This is a genomic window from Streptomyces sp. ADI95-16, assembly GCF_003721495.1.
GTDB lineage: Bacteria > Actinomycetota > Actinomycetes > Streptomycetales > Streptomycetaceae > Streptomyces > Streptomyces goshikiensis.
The window spans coordinates 7736349-7752115 of record NZ_CP033581.1 but is presented as its reverse complement, the minus strand read 5'-3'; the positions used below and the strand labels follow the sequence as shown (position 1 = coordinate 7752115).

At 74.0% G+C, this 15767-nt stretch carries 19 protein-coding genes; 10 read left to right on the top strand and 9 right to left on the bottom strand.

What is annotated here, in order from left to right; genetic code table 11:
- Window position 1: 1 nt before the first annotated feature.
- The 4 genes from EES41_RS34490 to EES41_RS34475 are packed head-to-tail and all read right to left on the bottom strand — an operon-like array spanning window position 2 to window position 3542.
- Window positions 2–1510, bottom strand: coding sequence for an FMN-binding glutamate synthase family protein (locus tag EES41_RS34490; RefSeq protein ID WP_123081810.1), 1509 nt, complete (start codon window positions 1508–1510; stop codon window positions 2–4).
- Window positions 1511–1547: 37 nt separating this feature from the next.
- The gene (locus EES41_RS34485) at window positions 1548–2576 is read right to left on the bottom strand and encodes an iron-containing redox enzyme family protein (protein WP_174261777.1); all 1029 of its coding nucleotides are present in this window, start codon (window positions 2574–2576) and stop codon (window positions 1548–1550) included.
- Window positions 2577–2599: 23 nt separating this feature from the next.
- The gene (locus EES41_RS34480) at window positions 2600–2869 is read right to left on the bottom strand and encodes a CDGSH iron-sulfur domain-containing protein (protein ID WP_123081808.1); all 270 of its coding nucleotides are present in this window, start codon (window positions 2867–2869) and stop codon (window positions 2600–2602) included.
- The gene (locus EES41_RS34475; RefSeq protein ID WP_254211680.1) at window positions 2853–3542 is read right to left on the bottom strand and encodes a HemK2/MTQ2 family protein methyltransferase; all 690 of its coding nucleotides are present in this window, start codon (window positions 3540–3542) and stop codon (window positions 2853–2855) included. The genes EES41_RS34480 and EES41_RS34475 overlap by 17 nt, the downstream gene beginning before the upstream one ends.
- 182 nt (window positions 3543–3724) lie before the next feature.
- Here EES41_RS34475 and EES41_RS34470 point away from each other — a divergent pair, with 182 nt between their 5' ends.
- Window positions 3725–3970 carry a DUF6479 family protein gene (locus tag EES41_RS34470; RefSeq protein ID WP_123081807.1) on the top strand — a complete coding sequence of 82 codons (246 nt, stop codon included), beginning with the start codon at window positions 3725–3727 and terminating at the stop codon, window positions 3968–3970.
- A 104-nt stretch (window positions 3971–4074) separates the two neighbouring features.
- Entirely contained in the window at window positions 4075–5244 is a 1170-nt protein-coding gene (locus tag EES41_RS34465; RefSeq protein WP_123081806.1) for a glutamate--cysteine ligase, read from the top strand.
- A 35-nt stretch (window positions 5245–5279) separates the two neighbouring features.
- On the opposite strand, the gene EES41_RS43330 is transcribed toward EES41_RS34465, so the two are convergent.
- The gene (locus EES41_RS43330; RefSeq protein WP_250569220.1) at window positions 5280–5792 is read right to left on the bottom strand and encodes a DUF5133 domain-containing protein; all 513 of its coding nucleotides are present in this window, start codon (window positions 5790–5792) and stop codon (window positions 5280–5282) included.
- 52 nt (window positions 5793–5844) lie between these two features.
- Entirely contained in the window at window positions 5845–6078 is a 234-nt protein-coding gene (locus EES41_RS34455) for a DUF6480 family protein (protein ID WP_123081805.1), read from the bottom strand.
- A 253-nt stretch (window positions 6079–6331) separates the two neighbouring features.
- On the opposite strand from EES41_RS34455, the gene EES41_RS34450 reads away from it, so the two are divergent.
- The 4 genes from EES41_RS34450 to EES41_RS34435 all read left to right on the top strand — a co-directional run bounded on the left by EES41_RS34450 (window position 6332) and on the right by EES41_RS34435 (window position 9652).
- Complete coding sequence (locus EES41_RS34450; RefSeq protein WP_123081804.1) at window positions 6332–6835, top strand: TspO/MBR family protein; 504 nt, start codon at window positions 6332–6334, stop codon at window positions 6833–6835.
- A 103-nt stretch (window positions 6836–6938) separates the two neighbouring features.
- Window positions 6939–8174: an NAD(P)/FAD-dependent oxidoreductase gene (locus tag EES41_RS34445; RefSeq protein WP_123081803.1), complete on the top strand. Its 1236-nt coding sequence runs from the start codon at window positions 6939–6941 to the stop codon at window positions 8172–8174.
- A 125-nt stretch (window positions 8175–8299) separates the two neighbouring features.
- The gene (locus EES41_RS34440; protein WP_123081802.1) at window positions 8300–8893 is read left to right on the top strand and encodes a hypothetical protein; all 594 of its coding nucleotides are present in this window, start codon (window positions 8300–8302) and stop codon (window positions 8891–8893) included.
- A gap of 141 nt (window positions 8894–9034) precedes the next feature.
- A complete protein-coding gene (locus EES41_RS34435; protein WP_123081801.1) occupies window positions 9035–9652 on the top strand; it encodes a DUF2231 domain-containing protein in 618 nt (205 codons plus the stop codon).
- Between the two features lie 112 nt (window positions 9653–9764).
- On the opposite strand, the gene EES41_RS34430 is transcribed toward EES41_RS34435, so the two are convergent.
- Window positions 9765–10211, bottom strand: a complete 447-nt coding sequence (locus EES41_RS34430; protein WP_008735499.1) for a transglycosylase SLT domain-containing protein — start codon at window positions 10209–10211, stop codon at window positions 9765–9767.
- A 376-nt stretch (window positions 10212–10587) separates the two neighbouring features.
- On the opposite strand from EES41_RS34430, the gene EES41_RS34425 reads away from it, so the two are divergent.
- Both EES41_RS34425 and EES41_RS34420 read left to right on the top strand, forming a co-directional pair.
- On the top strand, window positions 10588–11808 hold the full coding sequence (locus EES41_RS34425) for a PP2C family protein-serine/threonine phosphatase (protein ID WP_123081800.1): 1221 nt from the start codon (window positions 10588–10590) through the stop codon (window positions 11806–11808).
- Between the two features lie 116 nt (window positions 11809–11924).
- Window positions 11925–12905 carry an alpha/beta fold hydrolase gene (locus EES41_RS34420; protein ID WP_123081799.1) on the top strand — a complete coding sequence of 327 codons (981 nt, stop codon included), beginning with the start codon at window positions 11925–11927 and terminating at the stop codon, window positions 12903–12905.
- A gap of 40 nt (window positions 12906–12945) precedes the next feature.
- Here EES41_RS34420 and EES41_RS34415 read toward each other — a convergent pair whose 3' ends face one another.
- Complete coding sequence (locus EES41_RS34415) at window positions 12946–13794, bottom strand: LysR family transcriptional regulator (RefSeq protein WP_123081798.1); 849 nt, start codon at window positions 13792–13794, stop codon at window positions 12946–12948.
- 92 nt (window positions 13795–13886) lie between these two features.
- Between EES41_RS34415 and EES41_RS34410 the strand changes: the two genes are divergently transcribed.
- Together EES41_RS34410 and EES41_RS34405 are read left to right on the top strand one after the other, a co-directional pair.
- Window positions 13887–14624 carry an SDR family NAD(P)-dependent oxidoreductase gene (locus EES41_RS34410; RefSeq protein WP_123081797.1) on the top strand — a complete coding sequence of 246 codons (738 nt, stop codon included), beginning with the start codon at window positions 13887–13889 and terminating at the stop codon, window positions 14622–14624.
- A 91-nt stretch (window positions 14625–14715) separates the two neighbouring features.
- Window positions 14716–15135, top strand: a complete 420-nt coding sequence (locus EES41_RS34405; protein WP_250569219.1) for a hypothetical protein — start codon at window positions 14716–14718, stop codon at window positions 15133–15135.
- A gap of 79 nt (window positions 15136–15214) precedes the next feature.
- Here EES41_RS34405 and EES41_RS34400 read toward each other — a convergent pair whose 3' ends face one another.
- Window positions 15215–15691: a hypothetical protein gene (locus EES41_RS34400; RefSeq protein WP_123081796.1), complete on the bottom strand. Its 477-nt coding sequence runs from the start codon at window positions 15689–15691 to the stop codon at window positions 15215–15217.
- Window positions 15692–15767: the final 76 nt, after the last annotated feature.

The window sequence follows — 15767 nt, the reverse complement described above, 5'->3', positions numbered from 1 at the left end:
CTCAGTCGGCGAAGCGGTCCGGGTCGGCCGCCCGCCAGTCGGATGCCCAGCCCTCGGGCGGTGATGCGAGCAGTTGCCCGGGAGCGAGCCAGTCGTGGAGTTCCGCGTACGAGCGCACGGTGTGCGGGTCCACCCGCTGGAGCAGTTGGTGGGGGCGCAGCCCGGACGGGCCGTCGACGCCCATCGCCGCCATGATCTGCAGGGCGCTCTTGACCGTGGCCTTCTGGTAGCGCTCGACGCGCCTTGATTTGTCGTCGACGTCGACGGCGCGGGCCCGCCGCGCGTCCTGGGTGGCGACCCCCACGGGGCAGGCGTTGGTGTGGCAGCGCTGTGCCTGGACGCAGCCGATCGCGAACATCATGGCGCGGGCGGCGTTGGTGTAGTCGGCTCCCTGGAGCAGGCGTTTGACGAGGTCGCTCCCGGTGGCGACCTTGCCGGAGGCCCCGATCCGAATGCGGTCGCGCAGCCCCGTGCCCACGAGGGCGTTGTGCACGGTCATCAGCCCTTCACCGAGCGGCAGGCCGACGTTGTCCGCGAACTCCAGCGGCGCAGCGCCCGTGCCGCCCTCCGCGCCGTCGACGACGATGAAGTCGGGGGTGGTGTCCTCCTCCAGCATGGCCTTGCACACGGCGAGGAACTCGCGGCGGGAGCCGACGCACAGCTTGAAACCGACGGGCTTTCCGCCGGCCAGCTCGCGCATCCGGGCCAGGAAGCGGACCAGTTCGCGGGGCGTGGAGTAGACGCGGTGGTAGGGCGGCGAGATCACGGTCCGCCCCTGTGGGACACCGCGGACCTCCGCGATCTCCGCGTTCACCTTGGCGCCCGGCAGCACTCCCCCGATGCCCGGCTTGGCGCCCTGACTGATTTTCAGCGAGACGCATTTGACCTGCTCGTGCGCCGCCTTCTCGGCGAACTGGCGGGCGTCGAAGTCCCCGTCGTCGGTGCGGCAGCCGAAGTAGCCGGTGCCTATCTCCCAGATGAGGTCCCCGCCGGGCCCGAGGTGGTATTCGGAAAGGCCGCCCTCGCCGGTGTCGTGCGCGAAGCCGCCCATCCGGGCACCGGTGTTGAGGGCCAGCACGGCGTTGCCGGACAGCGAGCCGAAGCTCATCGCCGAGACGTTGAGCAGGGCCATGTCGTACGGCCGGGTGCAGTCGGGGCCGCCGATCCGGACCCGGGGCGGGTCGGAGCGCACGGGGCGCGGGGCCATGGACGGGGTGAGGTATTCGCTTCCGGCCCGGTAGAGGTCGAGTTCGGTGCCGAAGGGCTCCTCGGCGTCGGTGCCCTTGGCCCGCTGGTAGACGATGCTGCGGGTGTCGCGGTCGAAGGGGCGGCCGTCGAAGTTCCGCTCGATGAAGTACTGCTGGATCTCCGGGCGCAGCGCCTCCAGGGCGAACCGCAGGTGCCCGAGCAGCGGGTAGTTCCGCAGGAGGGAATGGCGGCGCTGCACGAGGTCGTGGACGGCCAGCGCCGCGAGCGCTCCGAGCAGGACGAAGAGAAGTATTTTCAGCACGCCGCGCGTGTGTCCCGAAGCCGGGACGTCAACCGCGTCAGCGCGGCGCGTCTGCCGGGGGCAGGGGCGCGCGCAGCGCGCTGCGTCCGTGGTCCCAGGCGTCGCGGATGTGCCGGGCGAGGCGGTCCTCCAGCAGGACGGTCGCCGCGCAGCCGAAGGCGACGTCGCCCTCCAGGTCCGGCTCGTCGGCGAGGAGACCGCCGATGACCTCGTGGCGCACGACCTGTTCGTGGACGGCGTCGGCCTCGACGTGCTCGGTGTAGAAGTGCTCGGCGGCGGCTCCGGCCCCGCACCGCCGCATGGCCTTGGCCAGGCGCCTCGACCCGGGAGAGGAGGTGACCTCGACGCACGCGAAGTGGCCGACGAGGGCGCCCCGCAGGGCCCGGTGGAGTCCGAAGAGGGACATCAGGTTCACCGTCGCGAGCAGGGGGGCCGGGGCGTGGTCCAGGTAGCGGCCGTACGTGGGATCGAGGCCGAGGTCGGCCATCAGGTCGGCGAAGAGCCTCGCGTGGATCCGCTCGGCGCGGCCCGCGCCGAACTCGTCGTACTCGATGGCGACCATGGCGGCCTTGGCGCGGCCGGTGAGGCGGGGGATCACCCAGACGTGCGGATCCGCCTCCTTCAGGTGGTAGAGGGAGCGCAGGGCCGCGTACTCGCGCAGCTGCCAGAGTTCGCCGTCGGTCTCCAGGTGGTGGCTGAGGCTGCCGGAGAGGTCTACGGGCTCGACGAGCAGCGGGGCGAAGGCCTCCTCCACCGATCGGGGCGCGTCGGACGGCTCGGAGCGCAGGGCGTGCAGGAAGCGGGCTTCCAGGGCCTGTCGCAGCCGCAGCAGTTCCGGGTCCCATTCGCGGGCGTCATCCACGCCGTCGAAGCCGCGGTAGTGCGGTTCGTACAGGAGGTAGAGGGCGAGCTGGAGGTCCTCGCCCCAGGGGTCGGCCTTCAGGACGGATTCGTGGGCGTACCGCGGAGGGCCGCCGGAGCGCAGGGCCCGGGTCACGGCGCCGGACAGTTCGCCCCGCCCGTCGACCAGGCGGGGGCGGGGGTGGGCAGGGCGGTCAGCGGTCACGGTCGGGCTCCCGGTGGGCGGTGTCATGACGGATTCCCCTCCTCGGGCTCCTCGGGCGGCGCGGCGGCTCGCTCGCGCCGGCGGTGGCTGGTGTCGCACCAGGGGTAGGCGCGACTGCGGCGGCAGGTGCAGACCGCGACCACGAACCGGTCGGACCGGGCGACCGTCCCGTCGTCCAGGGCGATCTCGACCGGCCCTTCGACCAGGACCGGGCCTTCGGGGTCCACGCGGACCCGGCGGGCGGGCGCCGCCGCGCCGCCCCGGCCAGGGGTGGTGTCAGGGGTACTGGGCACGGATGACCACCAGCTCTTCCTGTTCCTCGGCTCCGGCCGCCAGGCCCTGCCGCTCCAGCCAGGCCCGCCGCGAGCGCAGGACGGGCCCCCACGGTACGGAGGCCCTGGCCGTGACCTCCGCGATCAGCCGCGCCCCGGCCAGCCGGTCGACGGTCTCCTCGGCCCCGCACATCCCCGAGTGCACCATGAGCAGGACGCCGCCGGGACGCAGGAGGGCCGGGGCCCGCGCGCAGATCCGGTCGATGACATCGCGCCCGTCGGGGCCCGCGTCCCAGGCCCGCTCGGGGCCGTGCGCGGGGGGCCGGGTCGCGGGGGCGGGGACGTACGGCGGATTCGCCACGACCAGGTCGTAGCGGCGACCCTCGGTGCGGGCCGCGAAGTCGCCGTGCAGGACGCGCAGGGGAACCCGCCGGCGCAGCGCGTTCAGGCGGGCCGTCACGACGGCGGGCCAGGCGACGTCGACCGCCGTGACCCGGGCTCCCCTGCCGGCGGCGTGCAGGGCCAGTGCGCCGGTTCCCGTGCCGATCTCCAGCACGTCCCGGCGGGACCCGAAGTCCTCGCGGGTGAGTGCCTCGGCGAGGAGCCGGGTGTCCGCCTGGGGCCGGTAGACGCCCGGGAGGGCGATCAGGCCGGCGGACAGGGTGTCCCCCCGGGTGAGGGCGGTACTGGTCAACGCGTTCCTCCGGGTCGGTCGGGGCCGCGCGGACGGGGGCGGCCTTGGGCGGGCACGCTTCGCCTGCCCGCTGAGGGGAGTCCCATACAGGAACGGGGCGATCTTCGGATCCCGGGTCCGTCCCGCGGGGCGTGCGAACCGGCGGGGCGTGCGAACCGGCGGATGCGGGGTAGGCGCGGGCCATGATTACTCCCGCACCACTCGCAGCATCCGGTTCCTCGTCCCTCCTGTTGATCCTGGCCGGCGTGGTCGTGGCCGTGCTGTTGATCGCCGCCTTCTGGTACGGCACCCGCCGCGACGCGGCCGGCAAGGATCCGGGCGCGCGGCCGTCGGACCAGAGCCGGGCCGCACGGGCGCGGCAGTCGTCCTGGGAGACGCCGGACACGGACGCCCCGGCAGCCGGATCCGATTCCCCGCACCGCCCCTGAACAGCGGGAACCGCGGCCGGGTCCGGCGACGGCCCCGGCCGTCGCCGATGCCCGCCCCTTCGCCCCCCCCTGTTTCAGGACCGCATTCGGGGTAGACGAGGGACATGGTCGTCACCGAGCAGGGTGTTCTTCCGGACGCTGTCCCGCTCCCGGGGCGCGACGCCGTCGGCCGGGCGGTGGTGCCGACGCTCGGGGTCGAGGAGGAGTTCCTCCTCGTCGACCGGCTGACCAGGGCCCCGGTGCCGCGCGCCGGCCCGGTGATCGAGGCGGCTTCGCGCTTCCTCGGGGATCTGGTGCAGGAGGAGTTCTACCGCTGCATGGTCGAGGTCTGCACCCGCCCGGCGACCACAGCCACGGACGTACGGGCCCAGCTGGCCCTGCTCCGGGCGGCCGCCGCCCAGGCGGCGCGCGCTTCGGACTGCCTGCTCGTCGCCTCGGGCACGGCCGTGGTGCCCCCCGACGCCCCGATCCCGGTGACCGACACCCCGCGCTACCTCCGTATGGCCCGGCAGTTCGGCGCCCTCGTGGACGGCAACCTGGGCATCGTCTGCGGCTGCCACGTGCACGTCGGCGCCGCCGACCGCGCGCAGGCCCTGTTCCTCGCCAACCACGTCCGCCCCTGGCTGCCCGTCCTCCAGGCCCTCGCCGTCAACTCGCCGTTCGCCGGCGGAGTCGACACCGGCTTCGCGAGCTGGCGCTGCGTGGAATTCGGCCGCTGGCCCACCGCGGAGCCCTCCCCGCTGCTGGACAGCGCCTCGTACGAGGAGTCCGCCGCGGCCCTGGTCGCCTCCGGGATCCTGATGGACCGGCGGATGATCTACTGGTTCGCGCGCCCGTCCGAGCACCAGCCGACCGTGGAATTCCGCGTCGCGGACACCAACGCCGACCTCGACACCACCGTTCTCGTGGCCCTGCTCCTGCGCGGCCTGTGCGCCACGCTGCTCGCTCAGGCCGAAGAACGGCGACCGCCCCCGGACGTCCCCGTCCCGCGCCTGCGCGACGCCCACCGCTACGCCGCCCAGTACGGCCCCACGGGCCTCGCCCTCAACCCCTTCACCGGCGAGCACGTACCGGCCCGGTCCCTGATCACCGCCCTCGTCGCGGCAGCCGCCCCGGGCCTGCGGGCGGCGGGCGACGAGGCCGAGGTCCACCGGCTCCTCGGCGCGCTCCTGCGGAAGGGCACCGGGGCGGCCCGCCAGCGCGCCGCCCTGCACCGCTCCGGCAGTCTGCGCGCCGTGGTCGACCACCTGGCCGACCTCACCACCTGGGCCTGATCCCGCCGAACTCGCCGGCCGAAACGGCGCGGTGTTCAGGTCTCCGTGTACTGGACGGCCGCGACCACGGCGGCATGTGCGCCGGGCTCGGCCATCAGGACGCAGAGGGTGTAGATCGCGTCTTCCAGCGCGCGTCGCGCGGGCTCGTCGGCGGGTGTGGCGACCAGGCGCAGTCTGGCTTCGAAGAACCGGCCGAGGGCGTGTTCGGCGTCGTCGGTGCTCGGCATGAGTCCGGGCACCGCCCGGCCGGACCGGGCGTCGGGGGAGGTCCGCGCCGCCTGGACGGCCTGGCTCAGGGCCCGGCCGATGAGGGCGGGGGGCGGGGTTCCCCGGGACTCGGCGACCATGGCTGCCGCCAGCTCGGCGACGCTGATCTCGACCCGGGCCGCCGCGGCGGCGAGGACGCGCCCGGCGTCACGCGCCGAGCAGGGCACGGTCGCCATGGTCATGCCGACCGCCCACGCTACGGCGGCCCCGGCCGCGGCCCCTCGGGCGTCGTACGGGCGTGAGCCGGCCGCGGCGGGGGGCGTCGAGGCTCTGGATTTCATGGCACACCCCTTCGTGCGGCGCGGCGGGCCGTGACGCGAGCCGCGTTCCCGGTCAGACGAGCAGGACGATGGCGTAGGCGAGGAAGAACAGGGCGCAGACGACGGCCAGGGCGCAGATCGCCACGAGCGGCGCCATGCCCCAGCCGCGCGTGAGCGGCCGGTACGGGCCCGCGCCGGAGCCGGTACTCGACTCGCCCGGCGGCGTCTCCCCCGGCGGCACGCCGCCAACGACACGCGGCGCGGAACCACGCGGGGCCGGTTCGGAGCCCGGAATGTGTACGGACATGGTGTCCTCCTCGCCCCGACGGCCCGCGACCGCCTCACCACGGGTGGCTCCGGCGTGATCCGGCGGGCTCCGAAAGCGTCTGTGCCCGGCCCCTACCCGTACCCCGGCACCTCACGCGTGACACGGACGGATCGTCGCAGGGCTGCCAGGACCGATGCGGTCCAGGCGGCGGCGCGACGGGGCCGTCCGTCCGGTGGGGCAGTCGGCGACGGAGGCGTGCGTACGGCGGCGTCCCCGGGGCAGGCCTCCTCGCATGAGGCTCGGTTCGGGACACGACGCCGGGGAACGCGGGCCCGGCTGGAAGGGCTACGCCGCGAGCGCGACCGCCGTCGTCGCCGGCGCGGTCATCGGCGGCTGGGCGGTGGACCCCGGCTCCCGCTGGTACCGGTCGCTGCGGAAACCGCCCTGGCAACCCCCGCCCTGGGCCTTCGGAGCGGTGTGGACACCCCTGTACGGCTCGATCGCCTGGGCGGCCGGCCGGGCGCTGCACCGGGCCGAAGGGCCCGAGCGGCGCGGGCTCGCCGTCGCCCTGGGGGTGAACCTCGCCCTGAACGCGGCGTGGAGCTGGCTCTTCTTCGCCCGGAGAAGCCCGCGCGCCGGGCTGGCCGGCACCCTCCTGCTGGACGCCTCGAACGTCCGGCTGCTGCGCCAGGTGCACCGCATCGACCCGGCGGCGGGACTCGCCCTGACCCCGTACGTCGCCTGGTGCGCCTTCGCGACCGCGCTGAACGCCGACATCGCCCGGCGCAACCGGTGAGCGACACGCCGCCGGATCCGCCGCCCCGCACCCACGCGCGAGGGCCGGGCCGTGGAAATCTGGCTCCACCCGGACCGCCCGCCGATCGAGGGAAGCGACCGCCATGACCACGAACAGCGCCTACGTGATCGTCGGAGCAGGACTGGGCGGGGCGAAAGCCGCCCAGACCCTGCGCGAGGAGGGCTTCGACGGGCCGCTCGTCCTCATCGGGGCGGAGCGTGAACGCCCCTACGAGCGTCCGCCCCTGTCCAAGGGCTACCTGCTGGGAACGCAGGAGCGCGAGCAGGCCTACGTACATCCCGAGCAGTGGTACACCGAGCACGACGTCGACCTGCGTCTCGGCGCGACGGCCACCGCGCTCGACACCGCGGCCCGCCGGGTGACGCTCGCGGACGGCAGCCGGGTCGACTACACCAAGCTGCTGCTGACCACCGGCTCCTCACCGCGCCGGCTGCCCGTCCCGGGCGCGGACCTGGACGGGGTGCTGTACCTGAGGCGGCTGGAGGACAGCGACCGGCTCAAGGCGGCGCTGCGGCCCGGAGCCACGATCGTCGTCATCGGCGCGGGCTGGATCGGCCTGGAGAGCGCCGCCGCCGCCCGTGCGGCCGGGGCCCGGGTGGTGGTGCTGGAGAGCGCGGAGCTGCCGCTGCTACGGGTACTGGGCCGTGAGGTCGCCCAGGTCTTCGCCGACCTGCACCGGGACCACGGCGTGGACCTCCGCTTCGGGGTGCGGATCGCCTCCATCACCGGCGACGGCGCCGCGGCCGACGGCGTCCTGCTCGCCGACGGCACCCGCCTCGCGGCGGACGCGATCGTCGTCGGCGTCGGCATCACCCCCAACACCGGCCTCGCCGAGGAGGCGGGGCTGGCGGTCGAGGACGGCATCCTCACCGACGACCACCTGCGCACCTCCGCGCCCGACGTCTACGCCGCGGGCGACGTGGCCAACGCCCACCACCCGTTCCTGGGACGCCGCATCCGCGTCGAGCACTGGGCCAACGCCCTCAACCAGCCCCAGACCGCGGCCAGGGCCATGCTCGGCCAGGACGCCGCCTACGACCGCCTGCCGTACTTCTTCACCGACCAGTACGACCTGGGCATGGAGTACACCGGTTACGTCGAACCCGGCGGCCACGACCGGGTCGTCTTCCGCGGCAGCACCGCCACCCGCGAGTTCATCGCGTTCTGGCTCGCCGGCGACCGCGTCCTGGCCGGCATGAACGTCAACGTCTGGGACGTCACCGAGCCCGTCCAGGCCCTCATCCGCTCCCGCGCGCCCATCGACCCCACACGCCTGGCCGACCCCGAGGTCCCCCTGGAATCGCTGCTCCCCCACTGACCCGGGCACCGGGAGCGGCGATCCCGGCAGGCCGGCCTCGCCGGTTTGAAGGGCGGCGGGTCGGAGAGACGACAAGTGCGGCGGCTTCCGGCCGCCCGCGTGAGGCGCGAGGAACGGAGAGTCGCATGAACACCCGCCGTAGTGGTTCGCAGTCCCGCTCCGCCGCGCCGCATCCGCGGCGGCTCCTGGCGATCTACCTCAACGACCACCTCGCGGGCGCGAGCAGCGGGGTGGCCCTGAGCCGCCGCATGGCCCGGACCCATCGGGGGCGGGCGGTGGGTCCGGCGCTGGCGGAGCTGGCCGGGCAGATCGCCGCGGACCGGGAGAGCCTGCGCGAGTTCATGACGGCGCTCGACGTCCCCGCCCAGTGGTCCAGGGTCGTGGTGGGCCGGCTGGCGGAGAAGACGGGCCGGATCAAACTGAACGGCCGCCTGGTGCGCCGCTCACCCCTCAGCGACGTCCTGGAACTGGAAGTCATGCGGCTCGGTGTGGAGGGCAAGGCCTCGCTGTGGCGGTCGCTCAGGACCGTCGCGGACGCCGACCCCCGCCTCGACGGCGCGGCCGTGGACCGGCTCCTGGACCGTGCCCGGCGGCAGGCGGACGTACTGGAGGAGCTGCGGGTGCGGGCCGCCCGGAATGCCTTCGCGCCCGCTGCCGAGGCGCGCGCGGACAGGGGCACGGGCACGGTGGGCACCGGAACGGCCGCCACGCACGGGTAGGCCGGTGTGCGGAGGATCAGCTCTCCCTTCGCGGGCGTCCTCGTACGTCGCTTTCCGCCGTCGGAGCTCCCCAAGGGCCGCCGAGGCAAGATCAGGGCGGCCGATGCGGGGAATGCGGACGAAGCGGGGTAGGCGCCGGGCATGAACTCATACATCGACGACAGCACGCCCGGCCCCGAGCGGGCATCGGCCCTGGATCGGGCCTCGGAGCGGTGGCTCGGCGCCGTGGCCGGCATCGAGGAGACGACGGCGGCTGATCCGGTGATCCGGGGGCTGCAGCGGGGCATCCGCGCGCTCCCGCTGGGACGGGTCCGCGGGCTGCTGCGGGGCGGCCCGCTGGGCCATCCCGCCCACCCGTTGCTGGTGGAGGTACCGATGGGCTGCTGGATGTCGGCGGCCCTGCTGGACGCCGTACCCGGGGCGCACCGGGCTGCCACGGTTCTGACGGCGGCCGGTCTCGTCGGGGTCGCGCCCGCGGCGGCCGCCGGGTGGGCCGACTGGGCGGAGCTGCCGCCGCAGCAGGCGCGGGTCGGCGTCGCGCACGCCGCGGCCAATGCGGCCGCCGTCGCCTGCTACGCGGTCTCGCTCGCCGACCGGTTGCGGGGCCGGTCCGCGCGCGGGCGCCTGTGGTCGCTGGCGGGGCTGGGCGCCGTCGCGGTGAGCGGGGCCCTGGGCGGACACATCGCCTACAGCGGCCGGCTGGAGGCCGTCGACAGCACGCCGGCTCCGGCGCCGGGTCCGGTCCTCGTACGCCCTTGAGGCGGAACCGGTGGCGCCCACGCAAAAACGCCCGGCCGGAAAGTCTCGGCCGAGCGTGCGTGCGTGCGTCCGCGCGTGGGGGTGCGGTGGCGGTTCAGTACCAGCGGCCGGCTTAGTACCAGTGGTTGGCCTGCCAGAAGTTCCAGGCGCCGACCGGGCTGCCGTAGCGGGAGTTCATGTAGTCCAGGCCCCACTTGATCTGGGTGGCCGGGTTGGTCTTCCAGTCGGAGCCGGCCGAGGCCATCTTCGACGCCGGGAGGGCCTGGACCAGGCCGTACGCGCCGGAGGAGGAGTTCGTGGCCATGTGGTTCCAGCCGCTCTCGTGCGAGACGATCTTGTCGAAGGCGGCGAACTGGGCCGGGTCCTTGATCATCTGGTGCGCGATCGCCTTGGCGCTCGTCGGGGCCGCCGCCTGGGCGGGAACCGTGGCGAGCATGGTGCCGGCGACGCCCAGGGCGACGATGCTGCCGGCGAGGGTCTTCTTCGAAGCGGCGAAGCGACGGATGACAGCGTGGGACACGGGGGAACCTTCCGAAGGGGACAAGGACCGTCGCCGCATGCCGAAGACATGCGTGAACCACTCACACAGGTGGAGAGGGGATCCGCGGGCTCCGGGTGAAGCACCCGTACCGCCCGGCGACATCAACCAGTTAGCCAGCCGGCCGCGGCCCTGGCAACGACCCCCGTTACTAGCCGGGATCGGACCCGGAGGCCGGAAGACCCTCGTCCGGGCCGCCCGAGGGGGCGGGTGCGGGCGCGAGGGGAACTACTAGACCATCTCGTATGTGACGTGGCTCCTATGGGACGCCTCACCCCCGAGGCCCCCGATTGTCACGCTCCGCAACCGGTCGTATCCCCGCGCGGCACCCCCGTACTCCTCCCGCCCGGCTTCTATCGTGGGAACCAAACACGGCATCGAGCGCTGAGGCAGGGCCATGGCGGAGGCAGGAATCGACTACGCGGCGGTGTTCCAGGCACTGCCCGGCATGGTCGCGCTGCTGACTCCCGACATGGCCTACGCGGACGTGAACGAGGAATTCCTGCGGATCTCCGGCCGGACGCGCGAGCTGATGGTGGGCCGGTACCTGTTCGACGTCTTCCCCGACAACCCCGGCGACCCCGCCGCCAGCGGCGCGCGGAACCTGATGGCGTCACTCCAGCGGGTGCTCGCCACCGGCGAACGGGACGCGATGGCACTGCAGCGCTACGACGTGGAGTCCCTGGAGCGGCCGGGCGAGTGGGAGGAGCGCTACTGGAGCCCGGTCAACGCCCCTGTGCTCGGACCGGACGGCCAGGTGGTACTGCTCGTACACCGGGTCGAGGAGGTCACCGAGCTCATCAAGGCCCGCGGGCGGGGCAGCCGCACCCAGGTGCTGGAGGCCGAGCTCTACACCCGGGCCAGGGAGCTGCAGGAGGGCAACGAACGGCTGCGCGCCGCCCACGCCCGCGAACGCGAGGTCGCCCTCGCCCTGCAGGACGCCATGCTGCCCGCCCTCGGCCCCATCGGCCACCACCGCGCCGCCGTGCGCTACCAGCCGGCCGTCGGATCCCTCAACGTGTGCGGCGACTGGTACGACCTCGTCGATCTGCCCGGAGACCGCATCGGCGTGGCCGTCGGGGACGTCGTGGGCCACGGCCTCCAGGCCGCCGGTGTCATGGGGCTGCTCCGCAGTGCCCTCAGCGCCGCCTCCCGCGTCGCCGACGGCCCCGCCCAGGCCCTGGAGGTGCTGGGTCTGTACGCGCGCTCCGTGGAAGGCGCCGAGAACACCACCGCCGTCGAGACCTGCGTCGACTGGGACACCCACACCATCACCTACAGCAGCGCCGGCCACCCTCCGCCCGCTCTGCTCCACGTCGACGGCACCGTCGAATTCCTCGACCAGGCCACCGATCCCCCGCTCGGCGCCCGCCCCGAGCACATCGCCCGTCCCCAGGCCACCACCACCTTCGCCGAGGGCGACACCCTCGTCCTCTACACCGACGGCCTCATCGAGCGCCGGCACGAGGACATCGACACCGGCCTCAACCGTCTGGCCGACTCCCTCATCCACCACCGCGGCACCGCCCCCGAACCGCTCGCCGACGCGCTCCTCCTCGATCTGCTCCCGACGGTGGGCACCACCGACGACACCGCCCTCGTCATCGTCCAGCTCTGACCGGACCCGGCCCGCCGGATTTGCCGGAACGGCAACAAGGCTCGCCCCGCCCGCGTCGTCACTCTCATGATCGTGGCGACCCTGGCACACGGCGGGTCGGGAATCTTGGAGGATTCATGTCGCAGCAGGCCATGGACGTCACGCACCGGATGGTCCCCTCGCCCGGGGGCCGGATCCACGTGGTGGAGCAGGGCTCCGGGCCGCTGGTGCTGCTCGTGCACGGTTTCCCGGAGTCCTGGTACTCCTGGCGCCACCAGTTGCCGGCGCTGGCCTCGGCCGGGTACCGCGCGGCCGCGATCGACGTCCGCGGCTACGGCCGTTCCTCCAAGCCCGGGGACCTGGAGGCGTACCGGATGCTGGACCTGGTGGAGGACAACGCCGCCGTGGTGGACGCCCTGGGCGAGCGGTCCGCGGTGGTCGTCGGCCACGACTGGGGGTCGGTCATCGCCGCCAACTCCGCCCTGGTCAGGCCGGACGTCTTCCGCGCGGTGGGGATGCTCAGCGTTCCCTATGCCCCGCGCGGCGGGCCGCGGCCCAGCGAGGTCTTCGCGCGGATGGGCGGGGACGAGGAGTTCTACGTCGCCTACTTCCAGGAGCCCGGCCGGGCCGAGGCCGAGATCGAGCCCGATGTGCGCGGCTGGCTCGCGGGCATCTACGCCGCGTTCTCCGGCGACACCATGACCGGGCCCGGCGCGCCCGACCCTCACTTCGTCAGCCGGGGCGGCAGGCTGCGCGACCGGTTCCCCGCCGGCCGGCTGCCCGGCTGGCTCAGCGAGGACGAACTGGACTTCTACGCCGGGGAGTTCGAGCGGACCGGTATGAGCGGGGCGCTCCACCGCTACCGGAACATGGACCGGGACTGGGAGGATCTCGCCGGTTTCGACGGCGCCCCCATCACCCAGCCGTCCCTGTTCGTCGGTGGCGCCCTGGACGCCTCCACCACGTGGATGGCCGAGGCGATCAAGGCGTACCCCGCCACCCTGCCCGGCCTGGTCTCCTCCGAGGTCCTCGACGGCTGCGGGCACTGGATCCAGCAGGAGCGCCCCGCCGAGGTCAACCGGCTCCTGACCGGCTGGCTCGCCGCCCTGCCCGCCTGACGCCTCGTCCGCCGCCGTCACAGTACGGCGCGTTGCCGCTTCACAGCCGGGTCGCCGTGCGGATCAGTCCGGCGAGGGCGCGGGAGCGGCTGTGCGGGGGCCAGGCGATGTGGGTGGTCACGGGGGGTGCGTCGGTGAGGGGGACCGCGGTGTGCGCGGTCCACAGCCAGGCACGGGCGGAGGCGGGGATGACGGCCAGGGTACGTCCGAGGGCGATCAGCTGGGCCAGCTGCGACGGGTCACGGATCTCGGGGCCCGGGCCGGGCGGATAGCTGCCGTCGGGGTGGGGCCAGCGGGGCAGCGGCAGGTCGGGAACGTCGCTGACCTCGGCCATGGACAGGAACGGGCGTGCGGCCAGGGGGTGTTCGGCGGGCAGGACGGCGACCTGGTCCTCGGTCAGCAGTTCCTCGCTGTCGAAGCCGGCGAGGGAGCTGAACAGCGGGTGCAGCAGGGCCGCGTCGGCGCGCCCGTCGCGCAACAGCCGCGTCTCCTCACCGATTCCGCACAGCACCACCTCGACCTCGGCCGCGTCGGGTTCGGCGGCGTAGGCGTCGAGCAGTTTCCGCAGGAGTTCGTGGGAGCCGGCGGCCTTCGCCGCCAGCACCAACCGGCTGCGGGGTGAGGCGGCGCGGCGGGTGCGGCGGGCCGCGGCGGCGGCCGCGTCGAGGGTGGCGCGGGCCTCGTCGAGCAGGACTTCCCCGGCGCCGGTGAGGGCGACGCCGCGCCGGGTGCGTTCCAGCAGCAGGACGCCCAGGCGCCGTTCCAGTTGCTGGATCGCCCGGGACAGTGGCGGCTGGGCCATGCCGAGGCGCTCGGCGGCGCGGCCGAAGTGCAGTTCCTCGGCGACGGCCGCGAAGTAGCGCAGCTCGCGGGTCTCCAGGGGGTCCATCGCCCCAGCGTACTGCGGTGATACCCGCCGGGTATCACAGGAGACCGGATCGGTGTTGGAGCGCCGTTCGCCGCGCGGGCAGCATCGACGCCATGAGCGAGAAGAAGATCGCGCTGGTCACCGGCGCGAACAAGGGCATCGGATATGAGATCGCGGCCGGACTGGGCGCCCTCGGCTACGGCGTGGGGGTGGGGGCCCGCGACCGGGCCCGCCGTGAGGCCGCGGTGGAGAAGCTGCGCGCGGGCGGGGCGGACGCCTTCGGGGTGCCGCTGGACGTGACCGACGACGGGAGCGTCACCGAGGCCGCCGAGCTGGTCGAGCGGCGGGCCGGGCGCTTGGACGCGCTGGTCAACAACGCAGGGATGTCAGGAGAGTTGGGGCCGGGGTGGGCGCAGGACCCGACCGCGGCCGACTTCGGCGAGCTCCGCAGGGTCGTGGAGACCAACGTCATCGGTGTCATGCGGGTCACCAACGCGATGCTGCCGCTGCTGCGGCGTTCGGCGTCGCCGCGCGTCGTCAACGTCTCCAGCCGGCTCGCCTCCCTGACCCATCAGGCCGATCCCGACGTGGAGATCGGCCCGGTCATGGGGCTCTACGCGCCGTCGAAGTCGTTCCTCAACGCCGTCACCGTGCAGTACGCCAGGCAGCTGGCCGGCACGGACATCCTGGTCAACGCCGCCTGTCCGGGTCTCGTCGCCACCGACTTCAACGGCTTCCACGGCCCCCGCACGCCGGAGCAGGGCGCGGCCGTCGCGATCCGTCTCGCCACGCTGCCCGACGGCGGCCCGAGCGGGTCGTTCTTCGAGGACGACGGCGAGATCCCCTGGTAGCCCGCACATCTGAGTACGCGTACTCAGGTGCGCGGCTCCCTCGCCGGTAGACACTGTCTACTCCATGGCGGAACATCAAGGAGCAGACGTGATGCGTACGAAGAAGACCGCGGCCCTGACGACGCTGGCGGCCCTCGTGGCGGCCGGCCTGGCCGGCGCCGGGCCCGCCGCCGCGGCGGACGGCGGGATGCTCCCGCACCCGGGCCCCGACGGTCTGGTGTGGGTGGATGAGTTCCGGGGCGACGGCGGCGTCGCCTCGGGCGGGGCCTCGAACGACCTGCCGACCGTCCTCACGGTGGCGTGTGACGGAGGCGGCGACGTACGGGTGACGATGGACTCGAAGGGGACGATCGTCGCCGCGTTCGACGTGGAGTGCCCGGCCTCCGGCGGCGCCGGGGTCGGCACGGCGAGCATGGCCCCGGGCGTGGTCCGGCCGGGCGACTTCACGATCGTCGTCGACGCCTCGACGCAGACCACCCGCTGGTCGCTGACCGTGACCCAGCCCGAGTAGCGGCGCGGCCGACCGCGCCTGGGGCCGCGCGGCGCGACCCCCGGCACGGGTCAGCGCGGCGGAAGCGGGCGGGGCCGGGTCACTCGCGCTCGCGCCCGCCATGGACCTCGGCCGCGCACAGGACGCGGGGGTCCGCCGGTGCGGCCTGCGCCGTCGGGCCGCTCCCGCCGTGCGAGAGCCGGCGATGCAGGGCCGGACCGCCCACCGCGATGGTCACGGCCAGCAGGGTCGCGGTGATCAGGCTCGGATCGGAGACCCACCGACCGAGCAGCTCGTCGACGACGAGGGCCGCCGCGACCAGGAGGACCTTGCCCAGCAGCAGGCTGGAGTGCAGCCGGTGGTCGACCGGCCGGCCGAGGCGGGCCCGGCGGCGATGCAGCAGCGTCATGGCCGCGGCCGCGCACCCGACGAGGGCGAGGACGCGGAGCGCGTGCTCCCAGGCGGGAGTGTCCGAGCCCAGCGCCCAGACTACGCCCATGACGATCCCCGCGAGGACGTAGACGGCAGGGCGGACGTACCCACGCGCCCGCTCCCCTGTGATGCGGCTGATCGGCATGACTGCCTCCTGACCCCCGAGGGTCGCGTCCCACATCAAAACAACTTGCACTTCGAGTGTCATTAGTTTGGGTGGG